Source organism: Bosea sp. 29B, from assembly GCF_902506165.1.
Classification (GTDB): domain Bacteria; phylum Pseudomonadota; class Alphaproteobacteria; order Rhizobiales; family Beijerinckiaceae; genus Allobosea.
The window spans coordinates 3,760,364-3,775,752 of the sequence record NZ_LR733817.1; the positions used below are offsets into that span (position 1 = coordinate 3,760,364).

A 15,389-nucleotide genomic window follows, 5' to 3' on the forward strand; every position below is an offset into this window, starting at 1 on the left:
GCCGGCCGGACGGCCGGTCTCAGGCGAGCGTAAGGCCAGCTGCGAGCGAGGCCGTGAAGCGGCCGAAGAAGCGCCAGGGCAGGCGGGCATGGTCATGCAGCGCGGCGAAGCCCTGGGTGGTCGGAAAACGGCGCAGGTTCAGCGTGCGGCGCATCACGCGCCGGACTTCGCCCCTGTTCTGCCGTTTCACCGTCATGACGTGCTTCTACCAGTTCCAAACTGCACCGGCAACGCGGTGCGCCTGTCGCAGCGGCAGCCGCGTAGCGCGTTCAGTGCAGGGCTGTTATCTAGCGGCTCCCGGTGCGCCGCGAAAGAGCAGGTTGCGCCGGCAAACGGAACGGTGATGCGATGGCGCGCTTCTTTCCCTTCATGCTGCTGGCGGTCATCGCCTATGGCGTCACCGTCGCGGCGTTGGGCGTGCCGCTCTCGCGCGAGCTTCTGAATATCGGCCTGCCGTCCGGCACGGCCTTCGTCCTCACTGTCAGCGAGCTTCTGCTCGCGATCTCGACGGTCGTGCTGTTCTTCGAGATCATGAATGCGACCAGCGCCAAATCGAGCTCGATCCTGAACCATGGCCTGTCCATGGTGGTGTTCATCGCCTGCGGGCTGATCTTCCTGTTCGTGCCCGGCTTCGGCACCGGCACCTTCGTGATCATCACGCTGATAGCGCTGGTCGACGTGATCGCCGGCTATTCGATCAGCATCCTGACGGCGCGGCGGGATATGACCTTCGGCAACAACGAGTAACCGTTACCGTCATGGTCGGGCTTGTCCCGACCATCCACGTCTTCTTGTGACGAGGGCGGTGTTCAAGACGTGGATGCTCGCCACAAGGGCGAGCATGACGTAGTGGGGCGCCTTCGCCTTAAAGCTCACTCCGCAGCTGCCAGAGCTCCGGGAAGAACGAGCGCTCCAGCGCCGTCCGCAGAAATTTCACGCCGCTGGAGCCGCCGGTGCCCTGCTTGAAGCCGATGATGCGCTCGACCGTCTTCATGTGGCGAAAGCGCCATTGCTGGAACTGGTCCTCGACATCGACCAGCTCCTCGGCGAACTCGTAGAGATCGAAGTAGGTGTGCGTATCGCGATAGATCGCGAGCCAGACAGCCTTCACGCCCTCATTCGCGACATGCGGTTGGCTCCAGTCGCGCTCGATGCACTCGGCCGGGACGGGCAGGCCGCGGCGGGCCAGCAGCCGCAGCGCCTCGTCATACAGGCTCGGCGCCTCCAGCAACTCCTTCAGATGGTCGTGATGCTCGGGATGATGCTTGTGCATCGCCAGCATGCGCGGATCCTTGGCGCCGAGACGGAACTCGAAGGCGCGGTACTGATGGGATTGGAAGCCGGAGGATTGGCCGAGCGCGTCGCGGAAAGCGAGGTAATCGGCCGGTGTCATGGTCGATAGCACGTCCCAGGCGCTGATCAATTGCGCCTGGATGCGCGAGACCCGCGCCAGCGACTTGAAGGCCGGCTGCAATTCGTCGGCCCGGATCGCGGCGATGGCGCCATCGAGCTCGTGCGCGGCGAGCTTCAGCCAGAGTTCCTGGACCTGATGGATGGTGATGAACAGGAGCTCGTCGGGCGCGTCGCTCAGCGGCTTTTGCGCCGCGAGCAGCAGGTCGAGGCCGAGATAGGAGCCATAATCCATCCGCTCCTTGAAATCGGTCTGCATGCCCGGCTCGATCCGGCTCTGGTGATCGCCCGTCCCGCTGGTCATGATGCCGTCCTCGCTTCGCCTCGCGCCTTGACTGGGGAGAGGCGCAAGATATTTTAAGCTTAAAGTATTTTGCCGGTTCGGCAAGGCGGCGGAGCATGATGATGGACCAGATGACGAATGCTTCCGCAGGGCTCGGGTTTCCGCCTTTCGATCTCTCCACCGAGTTCTCGCGCTTCCGGCGGAACTGGCCTTCCAGCCTGCATTTTGCCGCCCACAGCCATCATTTCTGGCCGGATGCGACCCGCGAGGCACATTTGCGCGCCTGGGACGATGCCGCCCGCCTCGTCGACGGCAAATGGCAGGAGGTGCTCGGCCCGGTCTGGCAAAAGCTCGCGCAGGGCGTGGCGAAACATCTCAATTTGCCCGGCATCGATGGGCTCGTCCCGGCCAACAACACCCATGAATTCGTCAACCGGTTGCTCTCCTGCCTGCCGCGCGAGCGCAAGCCGCGCATCCTGACCAGCGATGCCGAGTTCCACTCATTCCGGCGCCAGATCGAGCGGCTCGCCGAGGATGGCCTGATCGAGCTCACCATCGTGCCAGCCGAGCCCTTCGCCGGCCTGGCGGAGAGGCTGACTGCGGCGGCGCAGCAGGGTCCGGGTCCCGACATGGTCTTCGTCAGCCAGGTCCACTTTAATTCCGGCTACGCGCTGACCGATCTCGAAAAACTGGTCGATGGCGTCAGCGCCCCCGGCCGGCTCGTCGTCATCGACGGCTATCACGGCTTCCTGGCCCGGCCGACGGATCTCTCGGCCATCGCCGACAAGGCCTTCTACATCGCCGGCGGCTACAAATACGCGATGTCGGGCGAGGGCGCCTGCTTCATGCATTGCCCGCCCGGCTTCGCCCTGCGGCCGCGCGACACCGGCTGGTACGCCTCATTCGGCGCGCTCGAGGGTGCGCAAGGCTCGGTTGGCTATGCCGAGAACGGCTGGCGCTTCATGGGCGCGACCTTCGACCCATCCGGCCTCTATCGCATGGGCGCGATATTCGACTGGCTCGATGCCAAGGGCCTCGACGCTGCAGCGATCCATGCCCACGCCCATGGCCTTCAGGAGATCTTCGCCGAGGGGCTGGCGCAGCGGCCCTGCGGCGTGCTCGCTCTGGAGAACCTGGTCGTGCCGCTCTCCGAGCCGGCACGCGGCAATTTCCTGACCTTCCGCCACGCCGACGCAGCTCTCTGGCACGAGAAGCTGAAGCAGGCCGGCATCACCGTCGACCTGCGCGGCGACCGCCTGCGCGTCGGCTTCGGGCTCTACCAGACGGAAGGCGACGTGAAGCTGCTGCTGGAGCGGCTGCTGACGTTGCGGTAGACTCCTCCCCCGATCAGCCTGCATCCTGCGCTGATCGATCGGACGGAGCTGACGCATGAAGACTCTGCCGGCCCTGGTGATAGCCGCTGCTCTCGCCTCTCTCGCTCCCGCCTTCGCTCAGGCTCCCAAGCCAGCCACGGCTTCCCCGGCCGTGCAGAAGGAGTTCGACGGCTTCATCGGAAAGTTCCGCGCGGCGCTGAAGGCCAATGATGCAGCAGCCGTCGCCGGCATGACGCGGCTGCCCTATATGGCCGATGCCACCATTGCCGATGCCGCGCAGTTCCGTGCCAAGGCCTGGCCGCGCGATTTCGGCGCAAAGAACCGCGCTTGCCTGCAGCGTACCAAGCCGGTCTACGACCGCGACGGCGCCAGGAACGAGATCTATGCCGTCGCCTGTGGCGGGAGCATCTTCACCTTCACCAAGACGCCGACCGGATTCCTGCTCACCGACGTCGATATCGCCGATTGATCAGGTCATGCGGCGCGTCAGCGCTGCGCGGTATCGACGCTGACCACCACCGACATGCCGGGCGAGAGCCGTTCGGCCAGGCCCTGGCTGGGATCGATCGCGATGCGCACCGGCACGCGCTGGGCGATCTTGACGAAGTTGCCGGTGGCGTTCTCCGGCCGGATCACGCTGAATTCCGACCCGGCCGCCGGCGAGAAGCGCTCGATCGTGCCGGTCAGCCGGGCATGGCGCAGCGCGTCGACGGTGAAGGAGACCTTCTGGCCGATGCGCATGCCGGAAAGCTGCGTCTCCTTGAAGTTGGCGATCACCCAGACCTGGCTCGGCACCAGCGCCATCAATTGCGTGCCGGCCGAGACATATTGCCCGAGCCGGGCCGAGACTTCGCCGAGGCGCCCGTCTTGCGGCGCGGTGATGCGGGTGTTCTGCAGGTCGATCTCGGCGAGGTGGACAGCCGCCTCGCCGCCCTGCACCGCGGCTTCCAGCGATGCCTTGTTGACGATGGCGCTCTGCACGTCCTGACGGGAGACATCGACCGCGGCGTGGCTCGCCGTCAGGGCGGCTTTAGCTTGGTCGAATGCCTGCTGGCTCTGATCGGTGTTGGTCTGGCTGACGATGCCGCGCTCCCGTAGCGGCTCGATGCGGCCCCAATTGGCTTCCGCTGTGCGAAGCGCGGCCTCGGCGCTGGCGACATTGGCCTCGCTGGCGCGCTGGCGTGCCTCGGCGGCGTGGCGGGCCTGCTCGGAATTGGCGAGCGCGGCGTGCTGCGCGGCGAGGCTGGCCCGGGCCTGCTCCAGCCGCTGCTGGAAGATGCGCTCGTCGATGCGGACGAGAAGCTGGCCCTGCTTGACCGTGGCGAAATCCTGCACGGCGACCTCGGCGATGTAGCCGGCCAGCTGCGGCGCGATCACGGTGACCTGGCCGCGCACATAGGCGTTCTCGGTGGTCTCGATCGCGCTGGCGAAGGGCGGCAGCCGCCATGCGTAGAGGATGATGCCGATGCCGGCGAGGCCGATGGCGAGGGCGATATAGGTCGAGACGGAGCGGAAGATGCGGGTCATGGCTGGGGCACAGGGGCAGGGGTGGCGGCAGGAGCGGCGAAGCGTTCCCGCAGACGCAGGACGGCAAGATGGGTGAGGAGGCCGATCAGCGCGCTGCCGGCGATCAGGGCGATCAGCAGGAAGGCGTCGTTATAGGCGAGCACGGTTGCTTCCCGGGTCGCCTGCTGGGCGAGCAGGGTGATGCCTTCGGCCCGCGTCAACCCGAGATCGGTCAGGACGTGGCCATAGGCGCCGCCGAGCTGCTGAATACGCTCGGCGACGAGCGGGTTCGCCAGCGAGAAATGCTCGGCGAGCTGGCTGTAGTGGAAGCTGGTCCTGAGCGTGATGAAGCTGCCGAACAGCGCCGAGCCGAGCAGGCCACCGATGCTCTGGGTGAACAGGAAGATCACGAAGAAGCTGAGGATGTAGACCGGTCCCCGCGCCAGCGCCGGGGCGAGGCCCTGTCCCATCGCAGCCGGCAGGAACAGGGCCGAGCCATAGGCCACCAGCGCCTGGCTGAGATGGATGTCATCCGGCCGGGTCAGGTTGGTGGCGCTGCTGTCGAGGATCGCGCCAGCCATGATGCAGATCAGCGCCGCCGCGTAGAAGGCATTTTCCCGGCCGGGCCGCAGCAGCGCGGCACAGGTGAAGCCGCCTGCCAGGATTGCCGCCAGGATCACGCCATAGAGCGGCATGGTCTGCTCGTTCTGGAAGCCAAGAGCCTGGAAGAAATTGGAGGCGCCGACCGTCTGCTCGGCCAGCACGACGCGAAAGAGCAGCAGCACGGTGGCGTAATGCAGCGTTGCCGGGCTGGTCAGCCAACGTATGTCGATGAGCGGGCTCTGGCGATGCAGCTCGATGAGCGCCGCCAGCGTCAGGCAGAGGATGGCACCGGCGAAGAGCCAGCCGAGCCAGGGCGCCTCCAGCCACCAGTAGATCCGCCCGAGCGAGAGCGCGACGGCGATGGCGCCGAAGCCGAGCGCGATCAGGAGATAGCTCACCCCGTCGAGCGGGCCGATCACCTTGACCCGCGGCGGCGTCACTAGCGGCAGGGCGTAGACCAGGCCGAAGGCGACCAGCGCCAGCCCCATCTCGAACAGGGTCAGGCCATGGAAGCCGCCGATCTCGAGCAGGCTCGGCGAGATCAGCCGCGTGACCGGGATGCCGAGCGTGGTGTTGGTCAGCGCCAGCGACAGGCCGACCGTCAGCTTCTGGCGCGGCTGCAGCGGCTCGATCATGTAGAGGAAGGCGAGCGAGGACAGCGGCGCGGCCGCGATGCCGCTCATGAAGCGCACGACCAGCGCCGATTGCAGGTCGTGCACGAAGAAGTTCAGCAGGGCGGCGATGACGAAGCCGACGATGCTGATCTCGGCGAAATTGCGCAGGCCGTACTGCATCCGGATCTTGATCAGCGCGATCGAGAGCGAGACGTTCGGCGCCATATAGGCGGCGATCAGCCAGTTGGTCTCGGCCACGGTAGCGCCGAGCTCGCCCTGGATCTGGTAGACATTGGTCGTGACGAGATTGGCGCCGACCTGCTGCGTCATCGCCAGCATGGTCGCTGCCAGCATGTAGGCCAACGCCCGCGGCCGGCTCATGCTCGCCGCCGCAGGAGGCGGCGGTGGTGATGCAGCTTGCGGAGCGGGAGAGGAGGGCGCGTTCATCCTGCCGCCCCGCGATTGGCGACGATGTTCCGCGACATTCGGGAGAGGACACGCAGGGCGATTTCCAGCTCCTCTCTGTCGATCCCGTCGAGCACATCGGCTCGCAAATCGGTCAGGAAGGCAAGGATATCCTCGGCCTGGGCGCGCGCAGCCTCGGTCAGGAAGACCCGCCGGGCGCGCCGGTCGCCTTTGACGGCGCGGCGCTCGATCATGCCGGTGCGCTCGAGGCCATCGAGCAGGCGCACCAAAGTCGGCTGTTCGATGTCGAGCAGTCCGGCGAGATCGGACTGGATCGGCCCATCGGCCTTGGCGAGCTGCATCAAAAGGCGGGCTCGCGACAGCGTCAGCCCCATGTCGCGGGCGCGCTCGTCGACCAGGGCCCTGAGCTTGCGGTTGGCCGATGCCAGCTCGGCCGTGAAGGCGGCCTGAAGCTCCGGAGAGTTCATCGCGTCCATATGAATAGCTTGCTAATGATATGCTGACATAGCAATGCTAATGATGCATTGCAAATTCTGATTTTTGCTTTCGATATGCGTTTTTGGAATGAGGCGTGCGGCGGCTTGCGTTGGCGCAGGCAACAAAAAACGCGGCCCGAAGGCCGCGTTCCTGAAACCTCAAAAAGGAAGAGCGGCTTACTTGCCCTTGCTCTCGCCCTTGGCCGGCTTGGCATCGACGCGCTCGGCGATACGGGCCGACTTGCCGCGGCGATCGCGCAGGTAATACAGCTTGGCGCGGCGAACCTTGCCCTTGCGGACGACCTTGATCGAGTCGAGGTTCGGCGAATACAGCGGGAAGACGCGCTCGACGCCCTCGCCATAGGAAATCTTGCGGACGGTGAAGCTCTGGTTCAGCCCGCCGCCATTGCGGGCGATGCAGACGCCCTCATAGGCCTGAACGCGGCTGCGCTCGCCTTCCTTGACCTTGACGTTGACCTGCACGGTGTCGCCGGGCTGGAAATGCGGGATTTCCTTGCCGTCGGCGAGCTTGGCGATCTGTTCCTGGTCGATCTGCTCGATGATGTTCATGGGTCTCTCCATGGCCGTGTTCGCGCGGATGCGCGGGCTTTCGGCTCGCTGTTTTAAGTTGAGGGCGTGACCTTACAGCAGGGCGGCGGCTTTGTCGAGACGCTGCAACGGTCGCACCGGGCCAGTTCCCGCTCATCTTGCGCAATGTCGCCGGGAAGGCCACGAGATTCAGCATGCCGGCCGAGATTCTGTCCTATGCCTCGCTGTTCACCCTGGCGGTCGGGCTGATCGCCGGCACCGTCGGCGGCGTGGTCGGGACCGGTTCCTCGATCATGCTGCTGCCGGTGCTGGTCTGGTCGTTCGGGCCGAAGCAGGCGGTGCCGATCATGGCGGTGGCCGCAGTGATGGCGAATCTGGCGCGGCTTGCGGCCTGGTGGCGCGAGGTCGATTGGCGCGCTTTCCTCGCCTATGCATTGCCCGGCATCCCGGCGGCGATGCTCGGCGCACGCACGCTGCTGCAATTGCCGGCCGCGGCGATCGATATTGGCCTCGGCCTGTTCTTCCTGCTGATGATTCCCGGCCGGCGCTGGCTCGCGGCGCGCCAGATCAGGCTTGGCCTCTGGCAGCTCGCTTTGGCCGGGGCGGCGATCGGCTTCCTGACCGGCCTCGTGCTCTCGACCGGGCCGCTCAGCGTTCCCGCCTTCGCCGCCTATGGCCTGAGCAAGGGCGCACTGCTCTCGACGGAGGCCGCCACCTCGCTCTTCATCTATCTGACCAAGGTCGGGACCTTCCGCAGCTTCGGCGCGATGCCGCTTGCGATCTTCGCCAAGGGGGTCATCGTCGGCTCCTTGCTGATGCTCGGCGCCTTCATCGGCAAGGCGCTGGTGCGGCGCATGGACGAGCGCAGCTTCCAGCTCCTGCTCGACGGGATGATGCTGCTCTCCGGCCTGTTCCTGCTGCTGGCGGCGTTTCGCTGAACGCTTCCGGCGGGGCGCGCCGGGCTGTATGCAGGATACCAGCATTGAGATTGCGGAGCAGCATCATGTCCGAGAGTTCGATCAAGACCGCCCTCATCACCGGGGCTGCGCGCGGGATCGGGCTCGCGACGGCCAAGCGCTTCCTCGCCGACAACTGGCGCGTCGCCTTGCTCGACATCGACGAGCCGGAACTCGCGAAAGCTATGGCCGATCTCGACGCGCCGACCGCGACGATGTCGATCGGCTGCGACGTTTCGGTGCCAGGGCAGGTCGCGGAGGCTGTCGATGCGGTGGTCGAGCGCTTCGGCCGGCTCGATGCCCTCGTCAATAATGCCGGCACCGCCGTGTTCAAGCCGCTGCTCGAGACGACCTATGCCGAATGGCAGCGCGTCCTCGCAGTCAATCTCGACGGCCCCTTCCTGACGACGCAGGCGGCCGCACCGGTGATGGCGGACAATGGCGGCGGCGCCATCGTCAACATCACCTCGATCTCGGGTTTGCGCGCCTCAACGCTGCGCGTCGCCTACGGAACCAGCAAGGCGGCACTCGCCCATCTCACCAAGCAGCAGGCGGCCGAGCTCGCCGGCCTCGGCATCCGCGTCAATGCCGTAGCCCCCGGCCCGGTCGAGACCGCCATGGCCAAGGCCGTGCATTCGCCCGAGATCCGCGCCGACTATCACGATGCCATCCCGCTCGCTCGCTATGGCGCGGAAGAAGAACTCGCCGAGGCGATCTTCTTCCTGTGCAGCGACAGGGCGAGCTACATCACCGGCCAGGTGCTCGCAGTCGATGGCGGCTTCGACGCGGTCGGCATCGGCCTGCCGACGCTGCGTGGTCAGCGGCGCAACCGCTAGCCCAGCAGCCCGGCCAGCGCCTGTTTCAGTGTGACGTCGCCGCGGCGCGTCTCGCCGATGTCCTCGAAGGCGGCGCGGCCGGCGTTCATGGCGTCATAAAGCCCGGCGAGCTCGCGCGCATGGCTCGCGCTCAGCCCGGCGGCGACGAGCCCGGGTTCCCACTCCTCGCGCGGCGTCGGCACCGCCGCAACGGGCTTGCCGAGCAGTTCGCCAAGCGCTCGCGCAGCGTCCTCCGGCGAATACTCAGCCGGCCCCTTCAGGTTGACGATGCGCTCGCCGGCATGCGGGCGGCTGAGCTCGACGGCCGCCTGCCGACCGACATCGATCGCGGAGACCGTCTCGCCGGCAGAGTCGAGCGGCTGGCGCATGCTCGGCAGGATGCCGTGCTCGGCCGCGACACCAAGGACGCTGCCCCAGTTCTCCATGAACTCGGTCGCGCGGATGAAGGTCAGCGACGGCGCTGAGCCGCGCAGGGCCTGCTCGAAATCGTGCAGTGCCCTGACGATGCCGGTGCCTTCCGTGCGGTGGGCGCCGCTCGACGACAACGCCACCACATGCGGCACCCCGGCGCGGCGGATCGCTTCGGCGATCGCGGCGCCGTTCCTTGCTGCCGCAGCGAAAACGTCCTCGGCGGCGTGTGGGACCGGATTGAGGACGTAGGCAGCCTCAGTGCCGGCAAGGGCGGCCGTCAGCGCTTCGACGTCGTCGAGATCGGCCTTGACCACAGCGGCCCCTTTGTCGGCCAGCGCGGTGGCGCGGCTCGGCTCGCGGACGATCGCCTTGACCGTCTGTCCTGCTGCAAGGGCAGCTGCCAACGCCGCGCCGCCCGTCTGTCCTGTCGCTCCCAAGATCGCAAACATCATGTCCTCCATCGGTTGATGGAGACGAGGTAGCAGGGCAGTATCGAAGACGTAAGTACGCACAATTTTTATACCGAACTGGAGCAGCCGATGCGCCCTTCGCTCAAGGACATCCCCTATGTCTGGTGCCCTGTGGAGGCGACGATCGACGTGATCGGTGGCAAGTGGAAGGCGCTGATCCTGTTTCAGCTGACGCGGGGACCACACCGCTTCAACGCGCTGCGCCGGCTGCTGCCGCATGTGACGCAGCGGATGATGACCCTGCAGCTGCGGGCGCTGGAGGAGGACGGCATCATCTCGCGCAGCGTGCAGGAGACGGTGCCGCCCAAGGTCGAATATGCGCTGACCGCCCAGGGCTGGGCGCTGGCGCCGATCTTCGAGGCGATGACGCTGTGGGGGCAGGCGCATGGCGCGCGCCGCTCGGAGCCGGCCTGAGCCAGCGGCAATATTCCGCTTGCGCCGCCCCCGGAACGGCGCGAACCTGCCCTCCGACATCCCTCTTCGACGGCCGCCCGACCCTGTCGGGCCTGTGCGACCGCCGCCTTTCCGGCGTGGGCGCTCCATTCCCGTTCCCGCCGGTCAATCGCCGCCCCGGACGAGAAGCCTTCAAGGCCATCGTCCGTGCGTGGCCAGAACCGAAGGAGGACGACATGGCTGCGACTGCCAGCACTGGAGGAAACCCGTCCGGCGTCAGAGGCAGGGGGCCGCGATGCATCGCGATCGTCGGTCCCTTCCAGAGTGGCAAGACCAGCCTGTTCGAGAGCATATTGGAGCGTTGCGGCGCCGTTTCGCGCGCCGGCTCGGTCAAGACCAGGAACAGCGTCGGCGATGCCTCACCCGAGGCGCGCTCTCACCAGATGAGCACCGAGCCCAATGTCGCCAGCGTCGACTTCATGGGCGAGCGCTACACCTTCATCGACTGCCCCGGCTCCGTCGAATTCCTCCAGGAGATGCGCCACGTTCTGCCGGCGGTCGACGCCGCAGTGGTCGTCTGCGAGGCCGATGACCGCAAGGCGCCGGCGCTGGAGCTCGTGCTGCGCGAGCTCGAAGAGGCCGACATTCCGCGCTTCCTCTTTCTCAACAAGATCGACACCGCCTCCCGGCGCGTGCGCGAGACGCTCGGATTGCTGCAGCGCGCCTCGCGCACGCCGCTGCTGCTGCGGCAGATCCCGATCTGGCAGGGCAGCATCGCCGTCGGCTTCATCGATCTCGCGCTGGAGCGGGCCTTCATCTATCGCGAGCACGCGCCGAGCGAGGTCGTGCCGTTGGCGCCCGAAGAGGTCGAGCGCGAGCGCGACGCACGCTTCTCGATGCTGGAGAAGCTCGCGGACTATGACGACGAGCTGATGGAAGGCCTGCTCGGCGACATCGAGCCGCCGCGCGATCTCGTCTTCGATGACCTCGCTCGCGAGCTCAAGCAGCGCCATGTCGTGCCGGTGCTGATCGGCGCGGCCGAGCGCGGAAACGGTGTCACCCGCCTGCTCAAGGCGCTGAGGCACGAGGCGCCGTCCCTGGAGGTGACGCGCGGCCGCATTGGCGTGGTCGACAGTGGCGCGCCACTCGCGCTGGTCATGAAGACCTGGCAGTCGGGCCAGGGCGGCAAGCTTTCGCTGGCACGCGTGCTGCGCGGCCGGATGGCCGAAGGCGACGTGATCACCTCGTCCGGCGGCGTCGAGGCCCGCATCGCCAGCGTGCTCGAACTCAAGGGCGCCGAGCAGCAGCGCCGCCCGACGGCGGAGGAAGGCGAGACCGTCGCCTTCGCGCGGCTGGAAGGCGTGCGCACCGGCGATGCGGTCGCGGTCGGCAAGGTCCGGCCCGATGTCGTCAGCGCCGTCGCGCCGCCCGAGCCGGTCCATGCCCTCTCGGTCGGCGTCAAGGATCGCAAGGACGATGTCAGGCTCACCACCGGCCTCGCCAAGCTGATCGAGGAGGATCCGGCGCTCGCCCTCGAGCATCGTCCGGAGTTCAGCGAGATGCGTCTCTCTGGCCAAGGCGAGATGCACCTGCGCGTCGCGCTCGAACGGCTCGCCGGGCGTTATGGTGTCAATGTCGACAGCGGCGCGACGCAGATCGGCTATCGCGAGACCCTGCGCGGCAAGGCCAGCGCCCGTGGCCGGCATCGCAAGCAGAGCGGCGGTCATGGTCAGTTCGGCGATGTCGTGCTGGAGATAGCGCCGCTGCCGCGTGGCGAGGGCATCCGCTTCGTCGACCGGATCACCGGCGGCGTCGTGCCGAAGCAGTACATCTCCTCGGTCGAGGCCGGCATGCGCGATTACTGCCAGCGTGGCCCGCTCGGCTTCCCGCTGGTCGATATCGAGGTGACGCTGACCGACGGCTCCTACCACACGGTCGATTCCTCCGACATGGCCTTCCGCCAGGCGGCCCGGCTCGCGATGACGGAAGCCTGCCCGCAGGCCAGGCCCGTGCTGCTCGAGCCGATCCTGGCGGTCGAGATCGTGATCCCCTCGGACGCGATGTCGCGGGCCTCGGCGATCGTCTCGGCCAGGCGCGGCCAAATCCTCGGCTATGATGCGAGGCCCGGCTGGCGCGGCTGGGACCAGATCAACGCGCTGATGCCGGAGGCGGAGATGGCGGGGCTGATCGTCGAATTGCGCTCGGCGACCGCTGGCGTCGGTTCCTTCAGCGCCCGCTTCGACCATCTCGCCGAGCTCGCCGGCAAGTCGGCTGACGCCGTGGTCGCGGCGCAGGCTATGGCGCAGGCGCGCTAGAGCCCGTTTCAGCCAGCCAGTGCGGCAAATTGGCTGGAGCGGGGAGATTTAGACTAAAGTCTACGAACTAAAAGATGATGGCAATTCCCCGGCCGGGCCATTCAAGCCTGACCGGGTTCCGCCCCGGCCTCGCGGTGGCGCTTGGCTTCCAGGCTCGTCGAGCGCCGCCTTTACCGAGTTGCAGTAAGAAGGTTTATATGTAAACTTTCTAGCGGCGGGTGCTTGCGCCCGCCGCTAGGCTTGCGCAGTGTAGCGCAGGACAATCAGAAGGTGCGGATCGTGGCCGGCGGGCAGCCGGGCGTCCGCCACGCGGCATCCAGACCCGGCAACAGGGCGGACCGCACAGGGGAGGATGGGGATGACGGTTCTTTCCGCGGCTCAGGCGACATCGGATGCGCGCCCCTGGCTGGCGCATTATCCGCCGGCCGTGCCGCCGGTGATCGACGAAGCCGGGGTCGGCACGCTTGCCGACCTGATCCGCAATGCGTGCGATACCTATGCCGATCGCCAGGCCTTCGAGAGCTTCGGCAAGTCGATCACCTTCGCCGAGGTTGGGCGCGCCGCGCGCGCTTTCGCCGCCTGGCTGCAGGCGCAGGGCTTCAAGAAGGGCGACCGCATCGCGCTGATGATGCCGAACATCCTCGCCTATCCGGCGACGATCTTCGGCGCGCTGATCGGCGGCTTCACTGTCGTCAACGTCAACCCGCTCTACACCGCCCGCGAGCTGGCGCATCAGGTCAACGACGCCGAAGCGCGCGCGCTGGTGGTGATCGAGAACTTCGCCCATGTCGTCGAGGAGGCGCGGCCCAACCTCAAGCTCGACGCGATCCTCATCGCCACTGCTGGCGACCTGATGGGGTTCAAGGGGACGATCGTCAATTTCGTCGCCCGCAAGATCAAGAAGGTGGTCAAGCCCTACAACCTGCCGGGCGCGGTGCCGCTCAAGACCATCTTCGCCCATCCGGGGACGATGAGCCCGGTCACGGTCGCGCCCGGGGATGTCGCCTTTCTGCAGTATACCGGCGGCACCACCGGCGTCTCCAAGGGCGCGACGCTGACGCACCACAACGTCGCCTCCAATGTTGCGCAATGCGCGCTCTGGCTCGGCTGGCAGCTCGAGGCGCCGCATGGCCGCAGCGACTATCAGCATGTCATGGTGACGGCGCTGCCGCTCTACCACATCTTCGCCCTGACCTGCTGCTGCATGTTCATGCTGCGCATCGGCGCCAAGGGGCTGCTGATCGCCAACCCGCGCGACATCGCCGGCTTCATCAAGATCCTGAAGGCGAGCCGGTTCACGCTCTTTTCCGGCGTCAACACGCTCTACAATGCGCTCGCCAGCCATCCCGAGATCAAGGACGTGAACTTCTCGGAGCTCAGCTTCGCCATCGCCGGCGGCATGGCGACCCAGGCAGCCGTGGCCAAGCGCTGGAAGGAGGTCACCGGCCGGCCGATCATCGAGGGCTACGGCCTGTCGGAGACCTCGCCGGTCGCCTCGGTCAACCGCACCGACATCACCGAGTTCACCGGCACGATCGGCTACCCGCTGCCCTCGACCGACTTCGCCATCCGCGACGCCGAGGGCAACGACGTGCCCGCCGGAGAAGCCGGCGAGATCTGCATTCGCGGGCCGCAGGTGATGGCCGGCTACTGGAACCGGCCGGACGAGACCGCCAAGGTGATGACGGCGGACGGCTATTTCCGCTCCGGCGACGTCGGCGTCTTCCTGCCGGACGGGCAGATCAGGGTCGTCGACCGGATGAAGGACATGGTCCTGGTCTCCGGCTTCAACGTGTACCCGAACGAGGTCGAGGACGTGCTCGCCAAGCATCCCGGCGTGCTCGAATCGGCCGTCATCGGTCTGCCGGACGAGCATTCGGGCGAGGCGGTGACCGCCTTTGTGGTCAAGCGCGATGCGGCCGTCACCGCCGAGGAACTGCGTGCCTTCTGCAAGGAGAACCTGACCGGCTACAAGGTTCCCAAGCAGATTATCTTCCGCGAGACGCTGCCCAAGACCAATGTCGGCAAGGTGCTGCGCCGGGCGTTGCGCGAGGAGATCGCCGCGCAGAAGGGCTGAGCGGTTTCGGTTCCACAGCTCTCATCCTGAGGAGGCCGCGCAAGCGACCGTCTCGAAGGATGAGAGCTCCGGGAAGCCGAAAGGCTCTTACTCCGGCGCGTGGATCGTGGCGCGCAGCGCCTTGAGCAGCGGCAGCGCGGTGGCCAGCCCCGTCTGGTCGGTTGCGCAGATCAGCGCGGTCCGGCCTTTGGCCGTCTCCAGGGCCGAGGCGAACATGCGCACATCCTGCGCGTTCGGTCCGGCCTTGGGCGTCACGATCAACTCGATGCCGTTGAAGCCCTGATGCTCGAACAGCTTGAGGTCGGACACGGTGCCGATCGTCTCGAACATCGTGCGATAGAGCTGCTGCCACTCCGGCCTGGCCATCTGCGCGTTGATGAGCTCGCGAGTCAGCTGGGCGTTCTGCGCCGCGGGCTTGAAGCCGAGCGTGCAGAGCTGGCCGGTGCTGTTCACCGCCTTCGGCGTGCCGGTCTTCGGGCTGATATCGATCGTCACGTCGAAGAGCGGATGCGGCTGGCCGGCCTCGGCCTTGAAGCCGGCCGGCGGCGAAACCGAGAGGCCGCTCGCAGAATCGCCATAGGATTGCGCGGCTGCGGCGCCGGTGGACAGGATGGCGGCGAGGGCGGCGGACAGTCGAAGCGATCTGGTCATGGTCACGGGCTAGTTCCGGATTGCGACGGCAGCGAGACGGATGAAACGCTGCCGGCTATGGCCGGGGAGGGGAGCCTGG

General features: G+C 66.9%; 16 protein-coding genes. 8 read left to right on the forward strand and 8 right to left on the reverse strand.

Annotation, left to right across the window (positions count from 1 at the left end; all coding sequences use genetic code 11):
* Positions 1-19: 19 nt before the first annotated feature.
* Positions 20-196 carry a hypothetical protein gene (locus GV161_RS18210; RefSeq protein ID WP_159650289.1) on the reverse strand — a complete coding sequence of 59 codons (177 nt, stop codon included), beginning with the start codon at positions 194-196 and terminating at the stop codon, positions 20-22.
* A 152-nt stretch (positions 197-348) separates the two neighbouring features.
* Here GV161_RS18210 and GV161_RS18215 point away from each other — a divergent pair, with 152 nt between their 5' ends.
* Complete coding sequence (locus GV161_RS18215; protein ID WP_152017019.1) at positions 349-747, forward strand: hypothetical protein; 399 nt, start codon at positions 349-351, stop codon at positions 745-747.
* 118 nt (positions 748-865) lie between these two features.
* Here GV161_RS18215 and kynA read toward each other — a convergent pair whose 3' ends face one another.
* Entirely contained in the window at positions 866-1,714 is an 849-nt protein-coding gene (kynA, locus tag GV161_RS18220; RefSeq protein ID WP_152017020.1) for a tryptophan 2,3-dioxygenase, read from the reverse strand.
* 110 nt (positions 1,715-1,824) lie between these two features.
* Here kynA and GV161_RS18225 point away from each other — a divergent pair, with 110 nt between their 5' ends.
* Complete coding sequence (locus GV161_RS18225; RefSeq protein ID WP_152017021.1) at positions 1,825-3,027, forward strand: aminotransferase class V-fold PLP-dependent enzyme; 1,203 nt, start codon at positions 1,825-1,827, stop codon at positions 3,025-3,027.
* A gap of 55 nt (positions 3,028-3,082) precedes the next feature.
* Complete coding sequence (locus GV161_RS18230; protein WP_152017022.1) at positions 3,083-3,496, forward strand: hypothetical protein; 414 nt, start codon at positions 3,083-3,085, stop codon at positions 3,494-3,496.
* 17 nt (positions 3,497-3,513) lie between these two features.
* On the opposite strand, the gene GV161_RS18235 is transcribed toward GV161_RS18230, so the two are convergent.
* From GV161_RS18235 to rplS, 4 genes are all read right to left on the reverse strand, one after another.
* The gene (locus tag GV161_RS18235) at positions 3,514-4,554 is read right to left on the reverse strand and encodes an HlyD family secretion protein (protein ID WP_152017023.1); all 1,041 of its coding nucleotides are present in this window, start codon (positions 4,552-4,554) and stop codon (positions 3,514-3,516) included.
* Positions 4,551-6,131, reverse strand: a complete 1,581-nt coding sequence (locus tag GV161_RS18240; RefSeq protein WP_152017024.1) for an MFS transporter — start codon at positions 6,129-6,131, stop codon at positions 4,551-4,553. Before GV161_RS18240 ends, GV161_RS18235 begins: the two co-directional genes overlap by 4 nt.
* 62 nt (positions 6,132-6,193) lie before the next feature.
* Positions 6,194-6,652 carry a MarR family transcriptional regulator gene (locus tag GV161_RS18245; protein ID WP_152017025.1) on the reverse strand — a complete coding sequence of 153 codons (459 nt, stop codon included), beginning with the start codon at positions 6,650-6,652 and terminating at the stop codon, positions 6,194-6,196.
* A gap of 177 nt (positions 6,653-6,829) precedes the next feature.
* Positions 6,830-7,222 carry a 50S ribosomal protein L19 gene (rplS, locus tag GV161_RS18250; RefSeq protein WP_110487983.1) on the reverse strand — a complete coding sequence of 131 codons (393 nt, stop codon included), beginning with the start codon at positions 7,220-7,222 and terminating at the stop codon, positions 6,830-6,832.
* Between the two features lie 173 nt (positions 7,223-7,395).
* Here rplS and GV161_RS18255 point away from each other — a divergent pair, with 173 nt between their 5' ends.
* Together GV161_RS18255 and GV161_RS18260 are read left to right on the forward strand one after the other, a co-directional pair.
* A complete protein-coding gene (locus GV161_RS18255) occupies positions 7,396-8,139 on the forward strand; it encodes a sulfite exporter TauE/SafE family protein (RefSeq protein WP_152017026.1) in 744 nt (247 codons plus the stop codon).
* Between the two features lie 65 nt (positions 8,140-8,204).
* Positions 8,205-8,993 (forward strand): SDR family oxidoreductase, encoded by a 789-nt coding sequence (locus GV161_RS18260; RefSeq protein ID WP_152017027.1) that lies wholly within the window; start codon positions 8,205-8,207, stop codon positions 8,991-8,993.
* Here the strand turns inward: GV161_RS18260 and GV161_RS18265 are convergent.
* Positions 8,990-9,853, reverse strand: a complete 864-nt coding sequence (locus GV161_RS18265) for an NmrA family NAD(P)-binding protein (RefSeq protein WP_159650290.1) — start codon at positions 9,851-9,853, stop codon at positions 8,990-8,992. The two genes, GV161_RS18260 and GV161_RS18265, sit on opposite strands and share 4 nt — an antisense overlap.
* A gap of 90 nt (positions 9,854-9,943) precedes the next feature.
* On the opposite strand from GV161_RS18265, the gene GV161_RS18270 reads away from it, so the two are divergent.
* From GV161_RS18270 to GV161_RS18280, 3 genes are all read left to right on the forward strand, one after another.
* Entirely contained in the window at positions 9,944-10,288 is a 345-nt protein-coding gene (locus GV161_RS18270) for a helix-turn-helix domain-containing protein (protein ID WP_152017029.1), read from the forward strand.
* Between the two features lie 215 nt (positions 10,289-10,503).
* On the forward strand, positions 10,504-12,582 hold the full coding sequence (locus GV161_RS18275; RefSeq protein WP_152017030.1) for an elongation factor G: 2,079 nt from the start codon (positions 10,504-10,506) through the stop codon (positions 12,580-12,582).
* A 358-nt stretch (positions 12,583-12,940) separates the two neighbouring features.
* Complete coding sequence (locus tag GV161_RS18280; RefSeq protein ID WP_152017031.1) at positions 12,941-14,659, forward strand: AMP-binding protein; 1,719 nt, start codon at positions 12,941-12,943, stop codon at positions 14,657-14,659.
* An 87-nt stretch (positions 14,660-14,746) separates the two neighbouring features.
* Here GV161_RS18280 and GV161_RS18285 read toward each other — a convergent pair whose 3' ends face one another.
* Positions 14,747-15,316, reverse strand: a complete 570-nt coding sequence (locus tag GV161_RS18285) for a hypothetical protein (protein WP_152017032.1) — start codon at positions 15,314-15,316, stop codon at positions 14,747-14,749.
* Positions 15,317-15,389 lie beyond the last annotated feature (73 nt).